The organism is Paraburkholderia sp. LEh10 (genome assembly GCF_017814945.1).
GTDB lineage: Bacteria > Pseudomonadota > Gammaproteobacteria > Burkholderiales > Burkholderiaceae > Paraburkholderia.
This window is the reverse complement of record NZ_JAGIPX010000087.1, coordinates 1-20280: the sequence shown is the minus strand read 5'-3', so window position 1 is coordinate 20280 and position 20280 is coordinate 1. Positions and strand designations below refer to the sequence as shown.

The window sequence follows — 20280 nt, the reverse complement described above, 5'->3', positions numbered from 1 at the left end:
GCCCGTTTAATAGCTTGGTCCGCGAATCGGATACTCGTTCGGGAGGTATTGTCACGTTGCCAAGTGAGTCGTATAACATCTGGCGATGCGGAAGCCGAAAGAATTGCGCTTTATCGCGACCATCGCTTGACGGCAAGGGTCAACAGTCGAGCCGTGCGCATGTTCTACCGGGTTCAGTTGAGCCTGCGCGGCATCGAGAAGTTGTTGTTCAAAGGGGGCGTTGTCGTCCGCTTCGAAATCATTCGACGTTAGTGCGACACGTTCGACACGGGCCTTGCTCACCGGTCAAGGTTCGCGTCCGCAACCAGGCACCACGTGGTACCCGAATGTGTGTCACGAACACAAGTGAATCCGTGTGGTGCCGTATTGAGTGCCTCCCCGGAGTCGATTTGTAGCAGCAGGCTTCAAACCGCCCGGTGCTACTGCGTTAAAAGGGTATGGTGGTGATCGCCGCGGAAAGGTTATCCATCAGGGTAGCAAGTATGTGTTGAGAAGGTGTATGAAAGCAACCCGTTCGATGACGCATCGTTAAGGTGCTAAAGCCCTGTCAAAACTCGCGGGGCGTCGCTCCAGGATGGGTCGGGACGAGAGCTGCTTGCGGATGAGTCGGCACCTGTTAGTTCAACAACACTTCCCCGTCCCTGCTCTGTACCGCGCTGCCTGACGTTCCTGAAAGAACTCTTCGTAGCTCATCACATCCCGGTCGGGATGTATCTGCCTCATATGCGAAACGTACGTCTCATAGTCGGGCAAGCCGACCATCAACCGTATGGTCTGGCCGAGATAGCGCCCGGCGTTACGCACGTCGTGCCTCAGTCCTGAAAACATCATGGCCTCCGGTCAGTTAGTGCTAACTGTACGCTGGTCGGTGGGCAGCATCTCGAATTGCATCTCCCGATCAGTAGCGCAATCTTCGCGACGAGCACGCACGACAGCAAGCGCCCCATACACGACAACAGTGACAACCACGAAGATAAACAGTCCGGCGAGCGCCGCGTCGATATAGTCGTTGAACATGACGCGATGCATCTGCGCAACAGACTTCGCGGGCGCGACGATCTTGCCTGCACGGGCAGCTGCGCCAAGTTTCGCTGCGTGCGCGAGGAAGCCGACCTTCGGGTCGGCATCGAATATCTTCTGCCAGCCTGCCGTCATCGTACAGATCAGTAGCCACACGGTCGGTACCAGCGTGACCCATGCGAAGCGTTCGCGCTTCATCTTGAAGAGCACCACCGTGCCGAGCACGAGTGCAATTCCCGCAAGCATCTGGTTCGAGATGCCGAAGAGCGGCCAGAGCGTATTGATGCCGCCCAACGGGTCGACGATGCCTTGATAGAGGAAGTAGCCCCACGCCGCGACGCACAGCGCAGTCGCGATCAGATTGGCGGGGAGCGAATCTATGCGCTTGAGTGCAGGGTGGAATGCGCCGAGCAGGTCCTGCAGCATGAAGCGGCCGGCGCGCGTGCCCGCATCGACCGCCGTCAGGATGAAAAGCGCCTCGAAAAGGATCGCGAAGTGATACCAGAACGCCATCATCGCCTGACCACCGATCACCTGATGCAAAATCTGAGCCATACCAACAGCGAGCGTCGGTGCGCCGCCTGCGCGCGCCACGATGGTCGTTTCACCGACGGCTTTTGCCGTTTGCGTCAGCATTTCCGGGGTCAGCACGAAACCCCATTGAGACACGGTCTGCGCTACGGCTTCAGGCATGTTGCCGAGCACCGCAGCTGGTGAGTTCATCGCAAAGTACACGCCCGGCTCGATCACTGCCGCTGCGACTAGGGCCATGATGGCGACAAAGGATTCCATCAACATCGCACCATAGCCGATGAAGCGCGCGTTGGCTTCATTGTCGAGCAGTTTCGGCGTCGTGCCCGATGAAATCAGTGCATGGAAGCCCGACACTGCGCCGCAAGCGATGGTGATGAAGAGGAAAGGGAAGAGATTGCCCGACCAGACGGGGCCCGTGCCATCGATGAACTTCGTCATAGCCGGCATTTTCAGTTCCGGTGCGACGATCAGAATGCCGATTGCAAGGCCGAGGATCGTGCCGATCTTCAGGAACGTCGACAGATAATCGCGCGGCGCGAGCAGCAGCCACACGGGCAGCACCGATGCGATGAAACCGTAGCCGATAAGGATCCAGGTGAGCTGTGTGCCACTGAACGTGAACCAGGCGGCCAGTGCTGCGGAATCGTGCACTTGCTGGCCGAATACGATCGATGCCATCAGCAGCATGAAGCCGATCACCGACACTTCACCGATACAGCCCGGGCGGAGAATGCGCGTGTAGATGCCCATGAAAAGAGCAATGGGAATCGTCGCGGCGACCGTGAACGTACCCCACGGTGAATTCGTCAGTGCCTTAACGACGATCAGCGCCAGCACGGCGAGAATTATCACCATGATGAGGAAAGCACCGAACAGCGCAATTATTCCGGGGACAGTGCCAAGCTCCATCTTCACGAGATCGCCGAGCGAACGTCCGTCCCGGCGCGTCGAAATAAAGAGCACGATGAAGTCCTGCACCGCACCTGCGAACACGACTCCTGCGAGAATCCAGAGCATGCCGGGCATGTAGCCCATCTGCGCGGCGAGGACCGGGCCGACGAGCGGACCCGCGCCCGCGATGGCCGCGAAGTGATGGCCGAACAGCACGTACTTGTTAGTCGGCACGTAGTCGAGACCGTCGTTATGCCGCACGGCAGGCGTCATACGCTGGCCGTCGAGCTGCACGACCTGATTTGCGATGAAGTGGCTGTAGAAGCGGTACGCGATTAGGTAGACACAGACGGCGGCGATCACGACCCAGAGGGCGCTGACCTTTTCGCCGTGCGTGAGCGCGATGGTGCCGAACGCGAATGCGCCCAACAGTGCGACTGCCGTCCACACCAGAAAACTGGATGCGCGGTTCATAGGAGTCTCCAATATAGTTTTATGAAACGACCATCAGCGCAGCAGGCCGGGTCCACTGCGGCTCGCTGTGCGGGCCGCCGCGCATAGTCAGGGATGTACCATGCTTTGGGCGTGTAGTATTCGTCTTCATCGAGTGCGTCACAAGCGCACAACTACGTAAGTGTGCTACGTAGTTATACGTAGCCCGCCCGACCGGTTTACCAAGATGAAACTGAAAGCGAAGATATTTCTGCTCGCCGTCGTACCGTTTCTCGTCGCGATAGCTGGCATTGCCTTCGGCGTGCGTCATCAGGCGACGACGCTCGCGAAGGCGCAGCACGACACGACCCAGTTGGCCTATATGGCCAGCAAGAAAATCGAATTGCGCAATTATGTCGATCTCGCGACTGGCGCCATCAAGCCTCTGTACGACGAGGCCGGCAAGAATGCGCGCGACGATGCCATGCTGCGCGACCGCGCACTCGCGATGTTGCAGAAAATGGACTTCGGACCCGACGGCTACTTCTTCGTCTACGACATGCATGGCCGTTCGTTGATGCACCCGCGCGAGCCGAATCTCGTCGGCCGTGACCTGTGGACGCTGCGCGATCCCGCAGGGGCGCCGACAATCCAACAACTGCTCGCCGTGGCGGCACAGGGAGGCGGCTATGTACGTTATGTGTGGCATCGTCCATCGACGGGCAAGCTCTCAGCGAAACTCGGCTATGTCGTGCCACTACAGCGCTGGGGCTGGATGCTCGGCACAGGCATCTATCTGGATGATGTTGATACGACTCTCGCAAGCATCGATCGGCGCGCATCGGCCGATATTGACCACACGATGATGTGGATCGGCACCATTGCGCTGGCCGGGCTTTGTGTGATTGCCGTGTGCGCGCTTGTGTTGAACGTAAGCGAGCATCGCAGCGCCGATGCCAAGCTCAAGCGTCTCGCACAGCAGGTGGTCGAGTCGCAGGAAAACGAACGGGCGCGGCTGTCACGGGAACTTCACGACGGCATCAGCCAGATGCTCGTGTCCGTCAAGCTGCTACTCGAATCGGCGCTTGCGCGCTTCGAGCTGAGTGCAACGCGCGTCCCGTCGGCAGAAGCAGCGCTGTCTATGGGGGTCACGCGTCTCGCTGATGCGCTGCGCGAGGTGCGCCGGATCTCGCATGCACTGCGTCCTGCGATGCTCGATGATCTGGGCCTCGCCGCGGCGCTCGAACAGCTGACGCGCGAGTTGAGCGCGCAGAGTCAACTGGCGATCGGGTTCACGCAGATTTGCCGCGATCACGCCGCGCACTTGCCCGATACTGTGAAAACCACGCTCTTTCGTATCGCGCAGGAAGCGTTAATCAATATTCTCCGGCACGCACATGCGAGTCGGGCGGCGGTGGCGCTCGAAGTATCGGGGAGCGAGATCACTCTCTCCATCAGCGACGACGGACGGGGCTTCAATGTCGAACGCGTACAGTCCGATCTTTTTGGTGGCGTCGGTCTGCGCAACATCCGTGAGCGCCTGGAGGCTCTCAACGGCAGCCTGCAACTAGACTCACACGCGGGCCATACAATAGTCACGGCGACCGTGCCGCTTTTCATGCGCGGCCCGCTTCCGGAAGAACTGCAGGCAAACCATTCATGAGCTATTCAACGGGCGCGGCGCGCCTCATCCTTGTCGATGATCATCCGCTTGTGCGCGACGGCTTGCGCGCGCGTCTTGAGGCTGTGCCAGGCTTTGCCGTCGTCGGCGAAGCGGGGAATGCGGAACAAGCGATGACGCTCGCGGCTGCGCAGGAGCCCGACCTCGTTCTGATGGATGTCGGCATGAAGGGGATCAATGGAATAACGCTCGCCGCGCTGTTTCATGAGCGCTTTCCTGACATACGCGTGCTCATGCTGTCGATGCACGACAACGTTGAGTATGTGACCAACGCTGTTCGCGCCGGTGCGCGCGGCTACCTTTTGAAGGATTCGCCGGGCGCGGAAATCATTCGCGCGATCGGTGCGGTTCTTGATGGGAAGACGTTCTTTAGCGAAGGACTTGGCGCGCGGCTTATCCAGGCATCGACCCTTCGTGATCCTACGGAGCGTTTGACGCCGCGAGAGCGTGACATTCTTGACCAACTGGCCGAAGATCGGTCGAGCAAGCAGATCGCACAGCGCAGCGGTCTGTCAGTGAGAACCGTCGAAACGCATCGGCAGAATCTGAAGCGCAAACTCGAAATAGATGGTCAGGCCGAGCTGATCAAGTTCGCCGTGGAGCACCGGCGCTCAGGTTAGGTCAACCGCCCGGAAAATTGGTATTGCGCAAATCGGATAGCGGCGATGCGTGTGCGTTTCAGCCCATCCCGCCGTGCAGCGCGCACCTCTGCCCGCCGATCTCGAGACCTGCCTCCGGCAACGCCGCGACACCGACCCGACTTCAGCGGAACGCTCTTGCCTTCGAGGCGCTCACGGCGGCGCGATACGAACGCATGTGCCGTGAAACGTTCTAGCACATCGTCAGATGTCGTATGGTGCGGGATGCGCGGCGAGCCGATTCGACCGCACGGTGCGAAGCTGCGCCGAACGTATCGCACCAACGTCCAAAGATTTCGTAGCGGACCACAACGCTCCATTCGAGCAATAATGTCTTGTTGTACGCAGGCTGAACGGAAGCGGTAGTACGGGCGCGCAGCGCAACTGATGGCGATCGCCGGGAAGCGATGGTCGCGATAAAGCGCATTTCGTCTCCCGCACCGCCAGATGTTACTTGACTCGTGCTAACCACCACGAAACCCATAGCTGCGGCCGATTGGAAGCGCCAGAATTTCCCACGAGAAAAGACGCATGATGCAACGGCATAGAAGGTTCTCCTGCATCGGCCGCAGGCTCTACGAGCAAATGGCGCTCAGGATTTCCTGACGCATTAATCAGGATGTCTCGCACCGGTTTTCCGGTGCGTCCTGACAGCGTCGTTAAACCAGTTGTGCGAAAATACGGCGTCGAAAATCCCACTCCACGCGAAGTGTGACAATTGCTTATCTCTCGGAGCGAGAGAATAGACAGCAAGCCTGCCGCGCTGAGACGTTTGGGTGAAACAATGCGTAAATTACGGCGCTACGACACGTACCAGCTCGGCGAATACGGATTTTTCTCGCTTTGCGAAATGGCGGATAAGATCGACGTTCTCATCGAACGCCCGGCGTCCGTGGCGAAGCCGATGGCTGTGGGCGAGTCACCGGAGAAAGCACGATTAGCGGCGCAGGCGTAAGAGCTGAAGAAGCAGGCAAGAACCGCAGGGAAAAATTTGGGCAAGACGCGGTGAACTCGTTTTTGAGATCGAGTGCAGAATAGGATAGCCAAACGGCGGCACTCGCGGGGAATACGGCGCTCGTCAGGTTGGATGCGCGGTGGAACGGTTTGGCTACATGCGGTGGCGCCCTGAAACTGCGGCGTCTCGCGGCGGTGCTCGCCATTAGCTGCGCGATCACCTTGGATCTTGATGGTGTAACAACAGTATCTCATGCGCAGAGTGAAGGCTGATATCCAGCGGTTGGCATGAGGTGACGGAGCCGAAGCTCCATTGCTACTTCGTCGCACCGCGCTCGTCATTCTGGCGAGCGAGGCAGTCGATGCGTTGCTTCTCACGGTCTCCAAGTGCTGCTTTCATTCGCGGCTTGTCGCGCGCTGCTGATCGGTGGACCGCTTCCGATTGGCAGCAGGCCGGGCGCGCGGACCATGGTTTCCATTCATATTCCGCTCGATGGCGGACCTCGAACATGATCAGGATACTCATTGCGGACGATCACGCGATCGTCCGTGGCGGACTCAGGCAGATCATCGCAACCACGAGCGATATCATCGTCGCGGCGGAAGCGGTGCAAGGGACAGAAGTGATCGACAGGCTGCGCAGTTGTGTCGTCGATCTGCTACTGCTCGACATGACAATGCCCGGCATCAGTGGCGTCGATCTGATCCGCAGAGTGCGGGTGGAGCAACCGTCGCTGCCCGTACTCGTGCTGAGCATTCACGATGAGGCACGGTGGCCTCGCGCGCATTGCGCGCGGGCGCAACGGGCTATCTGACCAAGGACAGCGACCCGGACGTGCTGCTCGCGGCGATCCGCAAGCTCACGGACGGCGGCCGCTTCATTGATCCGAAACTTGTCGATGGAATGATCTTCGAAACGCAGCGCGGCGACGTGCCGCCGCATGAGGTGCTGTCGGACCGCGAGTTTCAGGTGCTGCAGATGCTCGCGGCGGGCCGGAGCATCAACGAAATCGCCGACGCGTGCGCGCTCAGCGCGAAAACGATCAGTACATACAAGACGCGCCTGATGCAGAAGCTCGGATTTTCGAACAATGCTGAGGTGATCCGGTATGCGATCCGGCATGGGTTGATCGTCGAATAGGCGGTGAGGAAGGTGAGTGGCGCACACGCTCTTTCTGTCAGAAGGGCGTCGGGCCTAGGGCAGTGTTAGCTTTCGTAGTGGCGCATTCGCCGTTCGCACTAGTGCGCAACAAACCGTCTGTCCGCGGCCCGCCGGGATGCAGAGGTATTCTTTGCGGCGCGTACGCCGCTCGTTCAAGCGCAATGATAGCGGATAGCACTTACATAGTGTGCAGTGGTGTCCGTGTTCAGCGCGACGTTCCTCGACGGACGGAAGAGCTAACCGGAACAAGGGCTCAAGTACAAGTTCGCCGGCGCGGTGCGCGAGCTTCTTTTCGAGGGGTGGCTTCCTGGCATGACGCTGCGGATCGTCATTTTTGACCGGCCTCATCACTCCGAGTATCGACGCGACGTAATGGTCTCGGCAAAGGCATGAGCAAAGCACGCGACCCGAGCCGAAGCTGGAAAAATTGATTTCACTATCACAGTCAATCTCGGTGCCCGGGCGACACCATTGATTTCAATCATGCCGCCTACTCGCAAGCTCTTTTCCGATGAAATGTGCAACGGTACACTTATGCCATGATCGATAGGTCGACCGCATCGCTGTATGGCCAGTTCCTTCGAGAAAAGCAACTCACCGACATATTGGCAGCCGCAATAGCTACGCTCGGTTCCCTCGGCCTGAGCGCGGGGGCGAATACGTTAATCAACTTACGGTCGTTGTCTTCATGATCGCAAGAAGCGTACGATTTTCACCAACCGTATGATCTTCGCCTCGAGACGGTCAACGCGCAAGGTGAAAATTTATGTGTTCACTGCAAAAGCCAGAGGACTACTATCGATAGCATAGCCGAACGAAAGAGCACAGAACCGCAAAATCGGCGGAGTTCGCCGATTCGCAGACGTCGACGCAATTGCATCGTCCGCGGCGCGCCGAGCCAGTCACTTGACAAGCTCACGATACTCCGCGCACATTCAGGACCACCATTCCGGCCGCATAGTCATCGACTGTGCGAGCGTCACAGCAGGTGGTGGCCGTGAAATGCGTGTATTAGCAATTGGTACCGGTCTCGGAAGTTTCGTGTTGCGGTCGCGCGAACGCAATCGTGGCCTAACAGTCAGTCGTTTTTGCGTGTGGTTATTGGCCACGCCGATTTCACGACGCATCTTAAACCGTCCTACCGTCATGAACATGTCAAATTACGACCTGCCAAAAGACATGGCAAACCATCTGGTTGATCCGCATTACTATACCAACCCTGATCGTCTCCATGAAACGTATGCTTGGGCGCGCGCGAACAACCCTGTCGGGCGTGCAATGGCGGACGGGCACGATCCGTTCTGGGTGGTCACGAAACACGCCGACGTCTCCATGATTTCACGAGACACCGTCTCGTTTTGCAACGGCGAGTATTCTGTCGTCTGCCGGCCGAAAGCGTCGATCGAGCATGTCATTTCCGCAACTGGTAGCCCGAACATTGTCCGCTCGCTCGTGCATGTCGATGGGGACGAGCACAAGAATCTACGTGCGCTGACACAGTCATGGTTTATGCCGAACAGCATCATCAAGCTTGACGGCCGCATTCGGTCGCTGGCACGTGCGATGACCGCGAAACTGCTGCAGCAAAGCGGGCAAGTGATCGATTTTGCGAACGACGTTGCATCGCACTACCCGCTTAACGTGATCATGGATATTCTCGGCGTTCCGCAGGAGGATTCGCTGCGGCTTTTGACGCTGACTCATGAGATGTTCGGAAGCGAGGATGCGGAATACAAGCGCGAGATGCAGCGCCAAGGCGACTCGAGCAGCGCAATGGGCAAGGCTCTGCTGTCCGTTGTGGCCGACTTCAAGGACTACTTCAAGCGCCTCACCGAAGACCGCCGGGCGAACGCACGTAACGATATCGCGAGCGTACTAGCCAACGCGGTGGTCAATGGCCAGCCTATCGATGAAAGAACCCTTCTTGGCTATTACGTGATCATCGCCGCTGCGGGGCACGATACGGTTTCATCGTCCACCTCAGTCGCGATGTGGGCGTTGAGCTGCTTCCCTGAGCTGCTGCCGCGACTTCAGGCGGACCGTTCGCTGATTCCGCAGTTTATCGACGAAACCTGTCGTTACGCATCGCCTGTGCGTCATTTCATGCGTACGGCAACTGTCGACACCGACGTCCGAGGACGAACAATCCGGAAGGGCGATTGGCTGATGCTCTGCTACGGCTCAGCAAATTTTGACGAGGAAGTCTTTCCTGATCCGTTCAATTTCAATATCGACCGCAAACCGAACCGGCATCTCGCATTCGGCGTTGGCGCTCACGTGTGCCTTGGTCAGCATCTCGCAAACATGGAGATGCGCATCCTGTTTGAGGAACTGATCCCGAGGTTGCGGCTTATCGAGCCGGCGGGTGAAATTGAATTCATCGCGTCCAGCTTCGTCGGTGGTCCAAAGCATCTTCCAGTGCGCTGTGTGATGCAATGATTACACCAAAAACACCGAAGGAATGCTCCCATGAAACCGAGGACATCATTCTCAGAATCAAATATTGGCAAGTCCGCCAATACTTGGCCGTTTTGATGCAAGATATTTCAAGTGTGCTTTTAAAAGTAAACGACCAGAAAAATACGAGAGCGATCATCAGCTAGGAAATAAATATTTAGTTAGTTGATCCCTTGTTTGTTCTATATCAATAACGTCAGTAATCAGTCCGCCAATTTTTAACGACCTTGGATCCTCAATTTCTTTGGTTAGTGTTTGCACTGTGATCCTTGCGTCCTCGTCAAGGTTAGATAAAACCTTGTTCATAGTGTCCGGACTGAATACGCCAATGTGCGCATGCGGATATGCCAGCACTGCTATCGGGTCGAACCCGGGTCCGCACATGGCGTAGACACCGCCGGTGTAAGCTTTTCGCGCAACAAGGAGTAACTTCGGAACCTTACATTGAATATGCGATCGAAACAATTCTGCTGCCCCCGAGAATATCCCGCTACGTTCCGCTTCCCTGCCGATCATGAATCCGGGGACATCAGCAACGAATATAATCGGAGTTTTGGTTTTGGCGGCAATTTTTATCATTTTAACCATTTTCGACGCAGATTTCCGATGGATTACGCCTCCGTTGTATCGAGGGTTGTTGGCGATAACCGCGATCAGATTCCCCTTGATGGTGGCATAACCCGTCAATATCTCCTTCGCGTATAGTGGACTTATTTCTGTCAGGCTGCCTCTATCGATAAAAGAATATAGTAAATCATGCATGTCATATGGTGCTCGGTGATTCGACGGAATCAATTTTTCAAAATCGGTCGGGTCGGGATTTTCATATTCAAAAGCACTGCGTGAACTGCCCTTAAAAATATAATTAATTAATTTTTTTAAACATTGGAACAAGCTTTCTTCGTCATCAAATACCAGTTGAACTGAGCCTGAGTCTTTGCTGTGGACATCTGTTCCGCCTAGCGCATAGAGGTCGGAGTCCTGCGCCAGCATGGCCTTCACCATATCCGGCCGACCCATACATAAAGCACCCTTCTCCGTCATTAGTACCAAGTCTGCGAGCATCAGCGGTAAGGCAAGTGGGCCTGAGGTAGGACCGAGTATGGCGGAAATCAGCAGATTAGTTTCTGCGAATTCCGCGATAGATGCACTTACCCGGCCCATTCCCGATGGAGACAAAAGCAGTCGGGACATGTCTCGCGAAAGCACTTTTGTCGTGTCGAAGCTGTCTGTCCCGCCAGACTGGTCCTGAATGTAGATTAACGGCGCGCCGCTATTCTGAGCCTGAGTTACTGTGCTTATGATCTGCCCGGCAGTTCGCCACTGGCCACTTCCTTGGAACTCGCAGTCTTGCCCGCGATTCATGACCAGAAACGTCCGGACTGAATTTACCAATCCTTCACCGCAGATGAAATGACTCATCTCGTCCTGGTGATGATCAACAAAACTGCTAGGATCAAAGAGTGCGTTTATCCTCTTCAAGGAAATTTGCATATATCGTTTGCCTCCTGACAGTGCGCGTGAGATCAGTTGAAGCTAACGTTGTTGGTCTGAGCGGTACTACGCGGTAGCCCACTTTCCGAAATCAGAATTTCTTCAATACATGTTGCCGCGGCCAAGAGGCGGCGATCTTGACCTCGTGCAGCGTCCAGACTCAGTCCCACCGGCAGTGACTTATCGGGCGCAACAGGAAGGGTGATGGAAGGCATCGCAGCGTTACTGGCCAAATCAGTGTTGCGAATCACGTCCGCAAATAGCCCCGGCCGGTTGGCATCGATCACACGCGGTACGCAACGTGGAACCGTTGGGTAAGCGAGAAACTCAATGTCCCAGTTGCTAAACAACGTATCCATTTGCATGCGTAAAGCGGATATCTTTTGGATAGCTGACGAATAGTCTTGGGCAGATACAACCTTTCCGCTCAGATTCGTGTGAATGATATCGCGGACATCAGTGTCACGAATGTTATCGAATACGGTATTTATCCTATTTGCCCACCCCAGCGAAAGCAATGTCCGCGGAAAATCCGTGAAAAATTCATAAATCGGGACAGTAAATGTTCCGGCCTTGTTTAGCGCGGCGACAGTCGAATCATCCAGTTCGATGCACTGGAAACCTGCGCGGGTCAGTCGGCTGATGGCGTGGCCGCAGTATTTTCGGACATCGTCATCCAGTTCCGTCCACATGGACGCCGGAAGGCCGATTCGGCGTCGAGTACTTTTCATTTTTGTCGGAAGCCGATCTTCCGGGGACAGCAACTCATATAGAAGCTGAGCATCTTTCGCTGTCTTAGTCAGCAGGCCCGGTGAATCCTTCGTTCGGGAAACGGGGATGATTCCGGCTGAAGACCACCGACCGCTTGTGGGCCTAAAGCCCGTAATGCCGCAGAAGGCGGCCGGTATCCTTACCGAGCCGCCGGTGTCTGTCCCGATCGCGATGGGAACGATGCCGGCTGCCACAGCTGCGGCGCAACCGCCACTGCTGCCTCCGGCCAAATGCTCGGGAGCTGCGGGATTCACCACAGTCCCCCATTGAGGGTTGACCGATGTGATGCCAAAGCTAAGTTCGTGCATATTGTTCTTGCCGGCGAAGACAGCACCGAGGGATTTCAGCTTCCTGACGATAGAAGCGTCGCGCTTGGCAATGCAATCCTCCAGTCCCGGTGTTCCGGCAGTGACAGGGAGACCTTTAACACAGATATTATCCTTTAAGGAAAAAGGAATGCCAAAGAGTGGCGCATCTTTTAAAGCGTCGTTTGCTCTAGCAAAGTGCGCCTCTGCGTCGGATGTACGAATGAAGCAGTTGAGCGTCGCAGCACGTACATCCGCGCCGAGTGTGCGCTCCCGGATTTCAGCTGCTGACAGTTCACCAGTCCGTATGCGATCGCAAAGCGATTGCAGGGTGTTTTCCAAATGCATAGGGGTTTCAAATATCGGGGAACGTGCGATATCAGTAACGGTAAGCGCTGCGGACTTCGTCAAGCGGGTTTCCCGGCAGAAGCTTCCCTCCTGTGCTGCGTATCACGGCGCATGCGCTGTTCACCGCCGTCTGCACAGCGCCCTCAATCCATCCTCCGGTGAAAGAACAGCCGCATCCAGCCAGATAAAGGCCGGTATCTCTTGTGGGATCATTCGCGGTCTTATACTGAAAGAAGAGCCGTTGTGAATAGACATCCTCGCCGGGATAGTTGAGCTTAAACGCTCCGGAGGAGTGCGGGTCGGTCAACCAGTCGTGGTGAAGGACACTAGTATCATAATCGCCGGAGGCAGGAACCAAGTGGCGCGCAAGTTCAGGGTGGAAGGTTGCAAGATCCTCGACAAGTCGCTCACACCGCTGCTTTTTGTCAGCGACGCCCAGTAGCTTGTGGGCGTCATCTTCCCACGTGTAACTGAGCAAAACCACGCCCCGCCCATCTGACTTATCAGGTTCGTAATCGAGACAATACACGCCCCGGGCAAAGCCGTCCGACTGGATGGTGACTGGCAGCCCGTTTGTGATCCAAAATTTATCGCGGGTGAGCATGAACAGTTTTGACGACCCCGTGAGATGTGTTTCCCTCACGGCTCGGGATACGTCGCGGCTCAGAAACGTTTCGTCGTCCGTCAGACAGTGAGCGATTTGCATTGCCCTGTTGTTGCTGGTAACGATTACGCGGTCGACAGACACTATCCCCTCTCTATCCGTTAAGAGTTTTATCTTCCCATCCTCTTTGTAGATGCGCCCCACCGTGCTAAAGCGAACCCGTTCGCTAACAGTGCTCCCTCCGATCTCCTGTCCGGCTAGCCGTTCGACCAATGTGGAAATCCCGCTTGATATCAGGCGCTGATCATCGAGATAGCCGTTGATGACAAGACGCAGGATCTCAGTGAATCCCGCTTGATAGACAGGCAGAAAACCCCCGGAACCTATCCCTAAAGACCCGAACAGCTCGAAGTCGTCAGGTCTGTTCCATGGCACACCGCCGGGTGGATTCAGGCCAGTGAAAATCGTCACAATGGCGGAATAAAAAGAACTGTCACGAAATGCGTCGAGCCACGCCTGCCATGCTGTACGTGCTTGTTCAAGTTGATGTGACTTCAACATGACCGTAATCTTCGTTGGCGCTACGAGAGAGATGCCGTTTACGACACACCCGTGGTGTAATAAGGCTGTCCAGCCTTCATGAACGCGCCTGAATAATGACGGCGGGGGATCCCCCGCTGGCCAAACATGGCGAGCACCGCGATAATGCAGTTCGGTATCAACCACTCCGGGATCAGGGAAAGACGCTGTCGTGCAGATGTTATGCTTGTTTAGGTAGTGAAAAAGGCCGGTCGCACTAGGAGGAAATCGCATTGCGCCCATTTCAGCAATGAGATGTGGATGCCTTGGATCGAATGTTTGGGACCAAATTCTGCCTCCAATGCGATCGCGAGCCTCAAATAGAGTAATGTCGCTTACACCTGCTCGCAATAGTTCTGTCGCAGCCACAAGACCGCTTATACCGGCACCAACGATGGCAACTCGAGGAGCAGGGGTGCCGGACGGAAAGTAGCCGATTTTTCCTTCAGACTCTGAGAGTTGGAGGAAAGGAGCGTAGTCATACAGCAGGTCAACAGTCGGTGATGAACTTTGTGAAAATGCGACACGGTTCTTCATGGATTGTCTCCGTTATGACAATGCATCCGCCTAGGGAACGATGGTTGATGTGAATGCTGCAACGGCCGTCGGTCGCGAAGACCGATACTGATCTATTATTTGGCCGAAGGCTCTACAGCATGCGGCAAAAAATTCTATACATTGAAGTTGCAGTGGGTGTGACCATATCAAAAGCGCTGCAGCTATATCAAACAAAAAAAATTGATACTCGTGCCACGCAAATTAGAGCGTCGTTGACGCCTTGCATCTCGACGCGCTACTGGGCAAGCGGTACCTCAAAGTCGCTAAACAGTCACCCCGGCTGATTTGCGTGCAAATCCCGGCGCCGCGCAGGATTATTGCCGATTCAGACTGCGGAGCTATCCGGAAGGCGGAAGTAGGCTTCCCTGAGCAAGCTCACGGGAAGAGGGTCCTGCAGAGAACAGCCATCAGCCGACCTATAGGCGCGCGCGAGATTGCGGGATTTCCGACGTGTGCACAAGGTATTTGTTTCGGGCTTGCTTTGCCATGAATTGGCAACATTTGGCGCTCGATTAGAACGGCGGATGGATGCGAAAAAGTGTGAGCGCCTTAACTGGCGCATCGCTACATGTCGGCGGTGGAATGCTCGCGCCGCTAACGCATCCAATCAATAATACGGAAACGTACACGGGGTCGTTGCGTGATCAACAGATAACTAAGCCAGCTGAAAGTCGGTGGCACTCCGAGCGGGGTAGTGTTAACCATTTAAAGCATCTGATTACACACAACTCATTCGTCAAGTTCTCGTGCGTACCTGAGTCCGGCGGCGAAATCCATCACGCGCTGCAGACCTTGCCAGATGGTCTTGACTGCGGGTTCGCCATCGCCTTTACGCGCCAGGAAACCACCAAGCATAGCGACCAGACGCACGGCCTCATTCAGTCGCGGTGATGTCCTGGGTGGTTTCTTTTTGTTGAGAATGAATGCCGCGCGCCACTCATCGCGCTCGAACAGAAGTTCTGCAGCCAGGTCCGGGCAAGTTCGGCCCAGTCGCATCAGTCGGGCGACGCGCCACGCGACCACCATGAACAGGGCCAGGGCGCGCTCAAGCCGTGCCTTCGATGTGAGCTGCAACGCCTCGACCCGACAGCCGTTCTTGAGTACGTGAAAGAATAGTTCCACCTCCCAACGCGCGCGGTACCAGTCAATCAGCTGCGCCGCTGCATCAAGGTCGTTCGCCTGGCGATTACTCAGCAGCCGCCATTGAACCGGCTTGACGCCTGCCGGTGGGTCGACCTCCCGTGCGACGATACATGTGACGCTCACCACGTCACCTGCGGCATCAGGCAACGCGACGCGCTGCGCCCACACCTGCTGCCGGATCGTACGCGCCGGCTGAGCCTGACGGGCTGCCAGCGTAAAGTGAATTCTGCCCAATGGCTTGCCCGCAGTAACCTTGTTCCACAATTTGCCGCCTTCAGGCAGGGTGCGATTGTGCTGCGAGCGCAGCAGCCAATCGGCCGGGTTGTCCAACTCCTTTGCCTTGACCATCAACGCCATGATGTCCGACTCGCGGTCAGCCACGTAGACGAGTCGCGTGGCAGGCGGTGCCGCAGCCTGTTCGGCAACCCGTTCATATCCTTCGATCCAGCGAATGCTTTCCTTGAAGCCCGGGCGTACGCCATCCGCACCTTTGGGTTCGCGTGCCCACATGAAGGCGTCAAGCACGCCCAGCGGCTCGCGCGATGGCGTTACCGCATAAGTCGGGTGCAGATACATCCCGCGTTGAGCCTCATACGACAGCGGCCCCAGGCCCGTAATCGTCTGGCCGCTAAAGTCCAACTCCGTTGTGTCCTGGATGCATAGCACCACTTCGCAAGCTCGCATCCGCTCGTCCGAGCTTTGCCAGTGGGGCGCCAGAATATCGCGCCAGTCCAGTTCATCCTGAGCGAGAAAGCGGTACGCTGCGGCCGTTTCCGCCCAGCCGCCGCATGCGTTGGGTATGCTCGCCGTCGGCTTCTCTGCGAGCCGCTGCGCGAGCAACACGGCGCGCTTGTTCAGACGCTGGCCGCCCAGGTCGATGTCCTTGAATTCTGTTGCTGCCCAGCCCGCTGCCTCTCGCTTCATGCGCTGCCCAAAAAGCAAGAGTAAACGACAGTCCGAAGAAGTTTACAACCCACCACGCTATGTCATTGACAGTAAACGACTTTCTCGGCGCCTACGCACTTGTGTGTAATGGGATGCATTTAAAGATCAAATGGATCCTATCCAAACAATCGATTTTTGGAATTTTAGGAAATGCCGCATAGTATGCCACACGTCGTGCTGAAGGCGCGGTAATCCGCCGTACGCATATGAATGTGGCGTGAAGATGAAATTTGTATGACTTTAACCGAAATGCGCTAATAGGTACCGATCACGATGCCGAGCTGGGCCTATCAGGCCACGCTGAAGATCAATAACCGTTGGACCCGTGATCCTCGGTGAAGAAAGTCGGCTGCGTTGACGCGAGAATCGCGCCGACCGTAGGTGGGCGCATTCGGTAGATTTTCTCGGAGCAAAAGAGATGCATTTTTTCGATGTTAATCAGATGGCCGAGTTTTTTGTGGAATCGTTTAAGCTCGTAGCAATCTTCGCTACATTGTGTATCGCACTCGAGCTAATCTTTCCGGCTTATCGATACAGTTTTGCGTCATACGTTCGCGGCGTACGGAATTGGATCATTCGCATCGGGCTCGGTGCCGTAGTCTGGCACGGCTACGCCGTGGGTTTGGAATGGCTGGGTGTCAAGCCGCTCCTGACGATCAATTTCGGGACGTTGTTTCACTCTGACAACTCAATCATTAGCGCGGGCTTCGCCGTTCTTTCGGGCGTTCTAGTTGCGATTGCCGCTGATTTCTTCCGCTACTGGATGCACCGCGCACAGCATGCTGTTCCATTCCTGTGGCGCATGCACGCCACCCATCATTCTATCCGCGAGCTAACGGCTTGGAATTGTGCTCATCACGTGTCTGAGCCGCTTATTTATGCGGTTTTCGTAGCAATGCCGCTCGCTCTGATCCACTTCGAATCTGGCGTCGTGCCCACTGTTGCCCTGACGCTGATTGCCTTTCAGGTCCATTTGTCTCATTCGAGCACGCGCATTAATCTTGGCCTGCTACGATACGTCGTCGGGGATGGCAAGTTCCACCGTATTCACCATTCAATTGAAGCGCGTCACCGGGGCCGGAACTTCGGGACATTTACGACTCTCTGGGACACGATTTTCCGTACGGCATACTGGCCGAAAAAGGATGAATGGCCCGAAGTTGGGCTCGGAAACCAATCCGAACCGCTCACGGTGCGTGATTACGTTATGTTCCCGTTTGATCGACGCCGGTGGTGCAAGCCTAGAGCCGGAAGCGGTGTACGGCAGAGTTGAGGTTGGATCGAACGCTGAAAACGTTCACCCTGAGGATGATTGTTGAGATCGGAAACCAGCAACAGTAACTTGCTGCCGTTGTGGGGGAGGCGTTTTATCACGGGCGCCCCGTCTGCCGGGGTTGGCATGTCAGTGAGATCTACACCAGAACAAAGGCCCAAAGGAAGCGCAAGTATCGCCCAGTCGCCAAGCCGGGCATACCACCCGACTTTCTGTTGCTGGCCCATTGGAATAAGCCGGCGGCACGGCAGCATTTTGAAAAATAAATCGCCTAAAATTGCGAGCTCAAGACGGTGACGATCTATAAACGCGGCGCCGATACGGCTGCGCAGGAAGTCACGTTCATGCGAACAGGATGCGCCGCTCGATCAAGCGGCGTAAGGGGCAATGCTCGGAGAGTGTCTGCTGTGCTTGCGTCGTGCTCGACTGCATCCGTGGCTCACATGGTCGTAGGGGCATGTGGACAGCAGCGTCAGGCAAACTTTCTCCTACGCAGTACGTCTATTTGGCTTGGCTTGGGTTGCTGCTTAAGCCGCTCGCCCCCACTGATTCCGACCGATCCATCCACTCGACAGGAGGCAGCAATACCATGTCCCGAATCTCGCTCCTAGCAAGCTACGCTGCCACCGCCACGCTGATGCTTGGCGTCCCCAGCGCACAGGCCGCGACTTGGTCTGCATCTTCCCTCGAAACCTCGTCCTGCTTCTCGACCAATCTATTCGCCTCGTGGACCTATGGTAGCTACACCGTCAACAACGACGTCTGGTCTCCCTGCCACAATGTGGCAGCGGGTGCGCAGACCATCTGGGCCAACACTAACCTAGACTGGGGCGTAACTTCGGATCAGCCCAACACCAGCGGCATTAAGTCCTATCCGCACATCGGTTACTCGATCAACAGGACCATCAGTTCGCTGAACAGGCTGACCGCGGCGGTCTCGGCTACGACGCCTTCCGATGGTGCATGGGAATCGACTCTCGATATATGGGCTAGCAACAACGCGCACGAGATTATGGTCTGGCTGAACTACACCGGAACCTCAGAGGGCTGCGGCAACGTCAAGCCGATCTCCTATAACTGGACGTCCGCTGGTTGTGCGATACCGCTTCACAGCAACGTCTCGCTATCCGGTGGCACTTGGAATGTCTACGTGGGCAGCAACGGCAGCAACACGGTTTATTCGTTCCTGCGCACAACCAAGACCAACGACATGACGATCGATGTGCTGGCGATCATGAAGTACCTGAAGTCGCTTAACTATTTTGACGACGTTATGATCGGCGAACTGCAGTACGGCTTCGAGATCACGTCGTCGCCGGGCGGCCTGAGCTTCGCGTCAAAGAACTTCACCGTTGCTGCCGAGTGATTCCGCCGCCTAGCGTCGCGGACTGCCGTCTGCACGCCGTGCGTGCTAGATCGTTTCATCGCGCGGCGCAGCGCGCGGAATATGTCACGCGTGATGAACCTGAAACCAAGTTCTCTTTGCCGGGCAACCATCTGGTTTTGTCGTAACAGCGACAGGTCCGGTCCGGTTGTCAGGTTTGAATGTCGGCGCAGCGAGACAAAAATGAACTAAGAGTTCGCTGCACGTGCGCCATAGGCCACCGCGTTCGAGTGGCACGGATCCCGCTTTGGTGTCTACTGCGCAACCTCCGTCGATTGCGACGAAGTATCCATGGAGGAGAGCGTGAATGACAGCATGCTCCCCTCGACTGGTTGACTGCCTGTAGCTGCGCCGGACAAATAACGCGCTTGGAGCACCGTCGAAGCGCATGCCGCCGCCTAGGCAGAAGGCAGGATAGTCATGCCTGTCTCGCCCGGCTTACACCGATCATCATTGCAAGGAGTGTCGCATGGCCCTGAAGATCATTGCGTCGACGTGTACCGGTTGCTCGGCCTGCGAGCCGCAGTGCGCCAATATCGCCATCAGTGAGAAAAACGGTGTCTTTGCAATCGATCCGAAGAAATGCATGGAGTGCGACGGCCAGTTCGATACTCCGCAATGCGTGGCGGTGTGCCCCGTGGACGGATGCATCGTTCCGGCCTAGCCCCGTTTCCGCGCGCATCGCGCCACTTGCGTCTAACGACTGCTCACTTTGACAGGACCGACACCATGCTGCCCAACCTTACCGTGACGCCCGCTGCCGAAAAGTTCATGCGCCGTATTGTGCGCTTTTCCGGCTTGCCATCTGGTGGGGTTTTCGTCTGCTTGCGAACTCTGGCGGCTGCACTGGATACGATGCCGGATTCAGTGCCGTAACCGGGGCGCAGCCAGGCGACGAGGCAATGGAGGTCAATGGCCTGCGTCTTTTCCTGCCCGCAGAAAGCCGCCTGTTGCTGGACGGCGTGACGATCGACTTCATCGACACACCTGATCGGTCGGGTTTCGCGTTCATGAAGGACAATCAGGGACATGGTGTTGCCGCCAGCGAAGGGGAACCCGGTGTCAGGCGCATTGAAGTGGGTGCGATCGGACACGGGCGCCCCTTGT

Annotated in this window: 14 protein-coding genes and 2 pseudogenes; 9 read left to right on the top strand and 7 right to left on the bottom strand. The window is 56.4% G+C overall.

Annotated elements, in window-relative coordinates; all coding sequences use genetic code 11:
* Positions 1-51: 51 nt before the first annotated feature.
* From J8I87_RS38840 to J8I87_RS38830, 3 genes are all read right to left on the bottom strand, one after another.
* Positions 52-282, bottom strand: a complete 231-nt coding sequence (locus J8I87_RS38840; RefSeq protein ID WP_209937702.1) for a hypothetical protein — start codon at positions 280-282, stop codon at positions 52-54.
* 339 nt (positions 283-621) lie between these two features.
* Positions 622-828 (bottom strand): YbdD/YjiX family protein, encoded by a 207-nt coding sequence (locus J8I87_RS38835; protein WP_209937710.1) that lies wholly within the window; start codon positions 826-828, stop codon positions 622-624.
* A 12-nt stretch (positions 829-840) separates the two neighbouring features.
* Positions 841-2919, bottom strand: a complete 2079-nt coding sequence (locus J8I87_RS38830; RefSeq protein WP_209937701.1) for a carbon starvation CstA family protein — start codon at positions 2917-2919, stop codon at positions 841-843.
* 205 nt (positions 2920-3124) lie between these two features.
* Here J8I87_RS38830 and J8I87_RS38825 point away from each other — a divergent pair, with 205 nt between their 5' ends.
* The 5 genes and pseudogenes from J8I87_RS38825 (at position 3125) to J8I87_RS38805 (ending at position 9751) form a co-directional block, all read left to right on the top strand.
* The gene (locus J8I87_RS38825; RefSeq protein ID WP_209937700.1) at positions 3125-4540 is read left to right on the top strand and encodes a cache domain-containing protein; all 1416 of its coding nucleotides are present in this window, start codon (positions 3125-3127) and stop codon (positions 4538-4540) included.
* Positions 4537-5178: a response regulator gene (locus tag J8I87_RS38820; protein ID WP_209937698.1), complete on the top strand. Its 642-nt coding sequence runs from the start codon at positions 4537-4539 to the stop codon at positions 5176-5178. The genes J8I87_RS38825 and J8I87_RS38820 overlap by 4 nt, the downstream gene beginning before the upstream one ends.
* Positions 5179-5968: 790 nt before the next feature.
* On the top strand, positions 5969-6151 hold the full coding sequence (locus tag J8I87_RS38815) for a hypothetical protein (protein WP_313068105.1): 183 nt from the start codon (positions 5969-5971) through the stop codon (positions 6149-6151).
* Between the two features lie 508 nt (positions 6152-6659).
* Positions 6660-7291: pseudogene (locus tag J8I87_RS38810) on the top strand (response regulator).
* A gap of 1167 nt (positions 7292-8458) precedes the next feature.
* A complete protein-coding gene (locus J8I87_RS38805; RefSeq protein ID WP_209937709.1) occupies positions 8459-9751 on the top strand; it encodes a cytochrome P450 in 1293 nt (430 codons plus the stop codon).
* Between the two features lie 156 nt (positions 9752-9907).
* Here J8I87_RS38805 and J8I87_RS38800 read toward each other — a convergent pair whose 3' ends face one another.
* The 4 genes from J8I87_RS38800 to J8I87_RS38785 form a co-directional block, all read right to left on the bottom strand.
* The gene (locus J8I87_RS38800; protein ID WP_209937696.1) at positions 9908-11263 is read right to left on the bottom strand and encodes a carboxyl transferase domain-containing protein; all 1356 of its coding nucleotides are present in this window, start codon (positions 11261-11263) and stop codon (positions 9908-9910) included.
* Positions 11264-11295: 32 nt separating this feature from the next.
* Positions 11296-12750: an amidase family protein gene (locus J8I87_RS38795; RefSeq protein ID WP_245254482.1), complete on the bottom strand. Its 1455-nt coding sequence runs from the start codon at positions 12748-12750 to the stop codon at positions 11296-11298.
* Entirely contained in the window at positions 12719-14407 is a 1689-nt protein-coding gene (locus J8I87_RS38790) for an NAD(P)/FAD-dependent oxidoreductase (RefSeq protein WP_209937695.1), read from the bottom strand. Before J8I87_RS38790 ends, J8I87_RS38795 begins: the two co-directional genes overlap by 32 nt.
* A gap of 750 nt (positions 14408-15157) precedes the next feature.
* Complete coding sequence (locus J8I87_RS38785; RefSeq protein ID WP_313068108.1) at positions 15158-16450, bottom strand: IS4 family transposase; 1293 nt, start codon at positions 16448-16450, stop codon at positions 15158-15160.
* A 484-nt stretch (positions 16451-16934) separates the two neighbouring features.
* Here J8I87_RS38785 and J8I87_RS38780 point away from each other — a divergent pair, with 484 nt between their 5' ends.
* From J8I87_RS38780 to J8I87_RS38765, 4 genes and pseudogenes are all read left to right on the top strand, one after another.
* Positions 16935-17789, top strand: a complete 855-nt coding sequence (locus J8I87_RS38780) for a sterol desaturase family protein (protein WP_209937692.1) — start codon at positions 16935-16937, stop codon at positions 17787-17789.
* A gap of 589 nt (positions 17790-18378) precedes the next feature.
* Complete coding sequence (locus tag J8I87_RS38775) at positions 18379-19155, top strand: GH12 family glycosyl hydrolase domain-containing protein (RefSeq protein WP_209937691.1); 777 nt, start codon at positions 18379-18381, stop codon at positions 19153-19155.
* Positions 19156-19642: 487 nt separating this feature from the next.
* Positions 19643-19837 carry a 4Fe-4S dicluster domain-containing protein gene (locus J8I87_RS38770; RefSeq protein WP_012406771.1) on the top strand — a complete coding sequence of 65 codons (195 nt, stop codon included), beginning with the start codon at positions 19643-19645 and terminating at the stop codon, positions 19835-19837.
* A 65-nt stretch (positions 19838-19902) separates the two neighbouring features.
* A pseudogene (locus J8I87_RS38765) lies at positions 19903-20280 on the top strand (HesB/IscA family protein); the annotation flags it as partial.

Excerpts from the sequence above, each read along its gene's own strand:
- J8I87_RS38805 (WP_209937709.1), top strand. The coding sequence starts at position 8,459 with ATGAACATGTCAAATTACGACCTGCCAAAAGACATGGCAAACCATCTG.
- J8I87_RS38830 (WP_209937701.1), bottom strand. The coding sequence starts at position 2,919 with ATGAACCGCGCATCCAGTTTTCTGGTGTGGACGGCAGTCGCACTGTTG.
- J8I87_RS38780 (WP_209937692.1), top strand. The coding sequence starts at position 16,935 with ATGCATTTTTTCGATGTTAATCAGATGGCCGAGTTTTTTGTGGAATCG.
- J8I87_RS38775 (WP_209937691.1), top strand. The coding sequence starts at position 18,379 with ATGTCCCGAATCTCGCTCCTAGCAAGCTACGCTGCCACCGCCACGCTG.
- J8I87_RS38820 (WP_209937698.1), top strand. The coding sequence starts at position 4,537 with ATGAGCTATTCAACGGGCGCGGCGCGCCTCATCCTTGTCGATGATCAT.
- J8I87_RS38800 (WP_209937696.1), bottom strand. The coding sequence starts at position 11,263 with ATGCAAATTTCCTTGAAGAGGATAAACGCACTCTTTGATCCTAGCAGT.
- J8I87_RS38835 (WP_209937710.1), bottom strand. The coding sequence starts at position 828 with ATGTTTTCAGGACTGAGGCACGACGTGCGTAACGCCGGGCGCTATCTC.
- J8I87_RS38790 (WP_209937695.1), bottom strand. The coding sequence starts at position 14,407 with ATGAAGAACCGTGTCGCATTTTCACAAAGTTCATCACCGACTGTTGAC.
- J8I87_RS38825 (WP_209937700.1), top strand. The coding sequence starts at position 3,125 with ATGAAACTGAAAGCGAAGATATTTCTGCTCGCCGTCGTACCGTTTCTC.
- J8I87_RS38770 (WP_012406771.1), top strand. The coding sequence starts at position 19,643 with ATGGCCCTGAAGATCATTGCGTCGACGTGTACCGGTTGCTCGGCCTGC.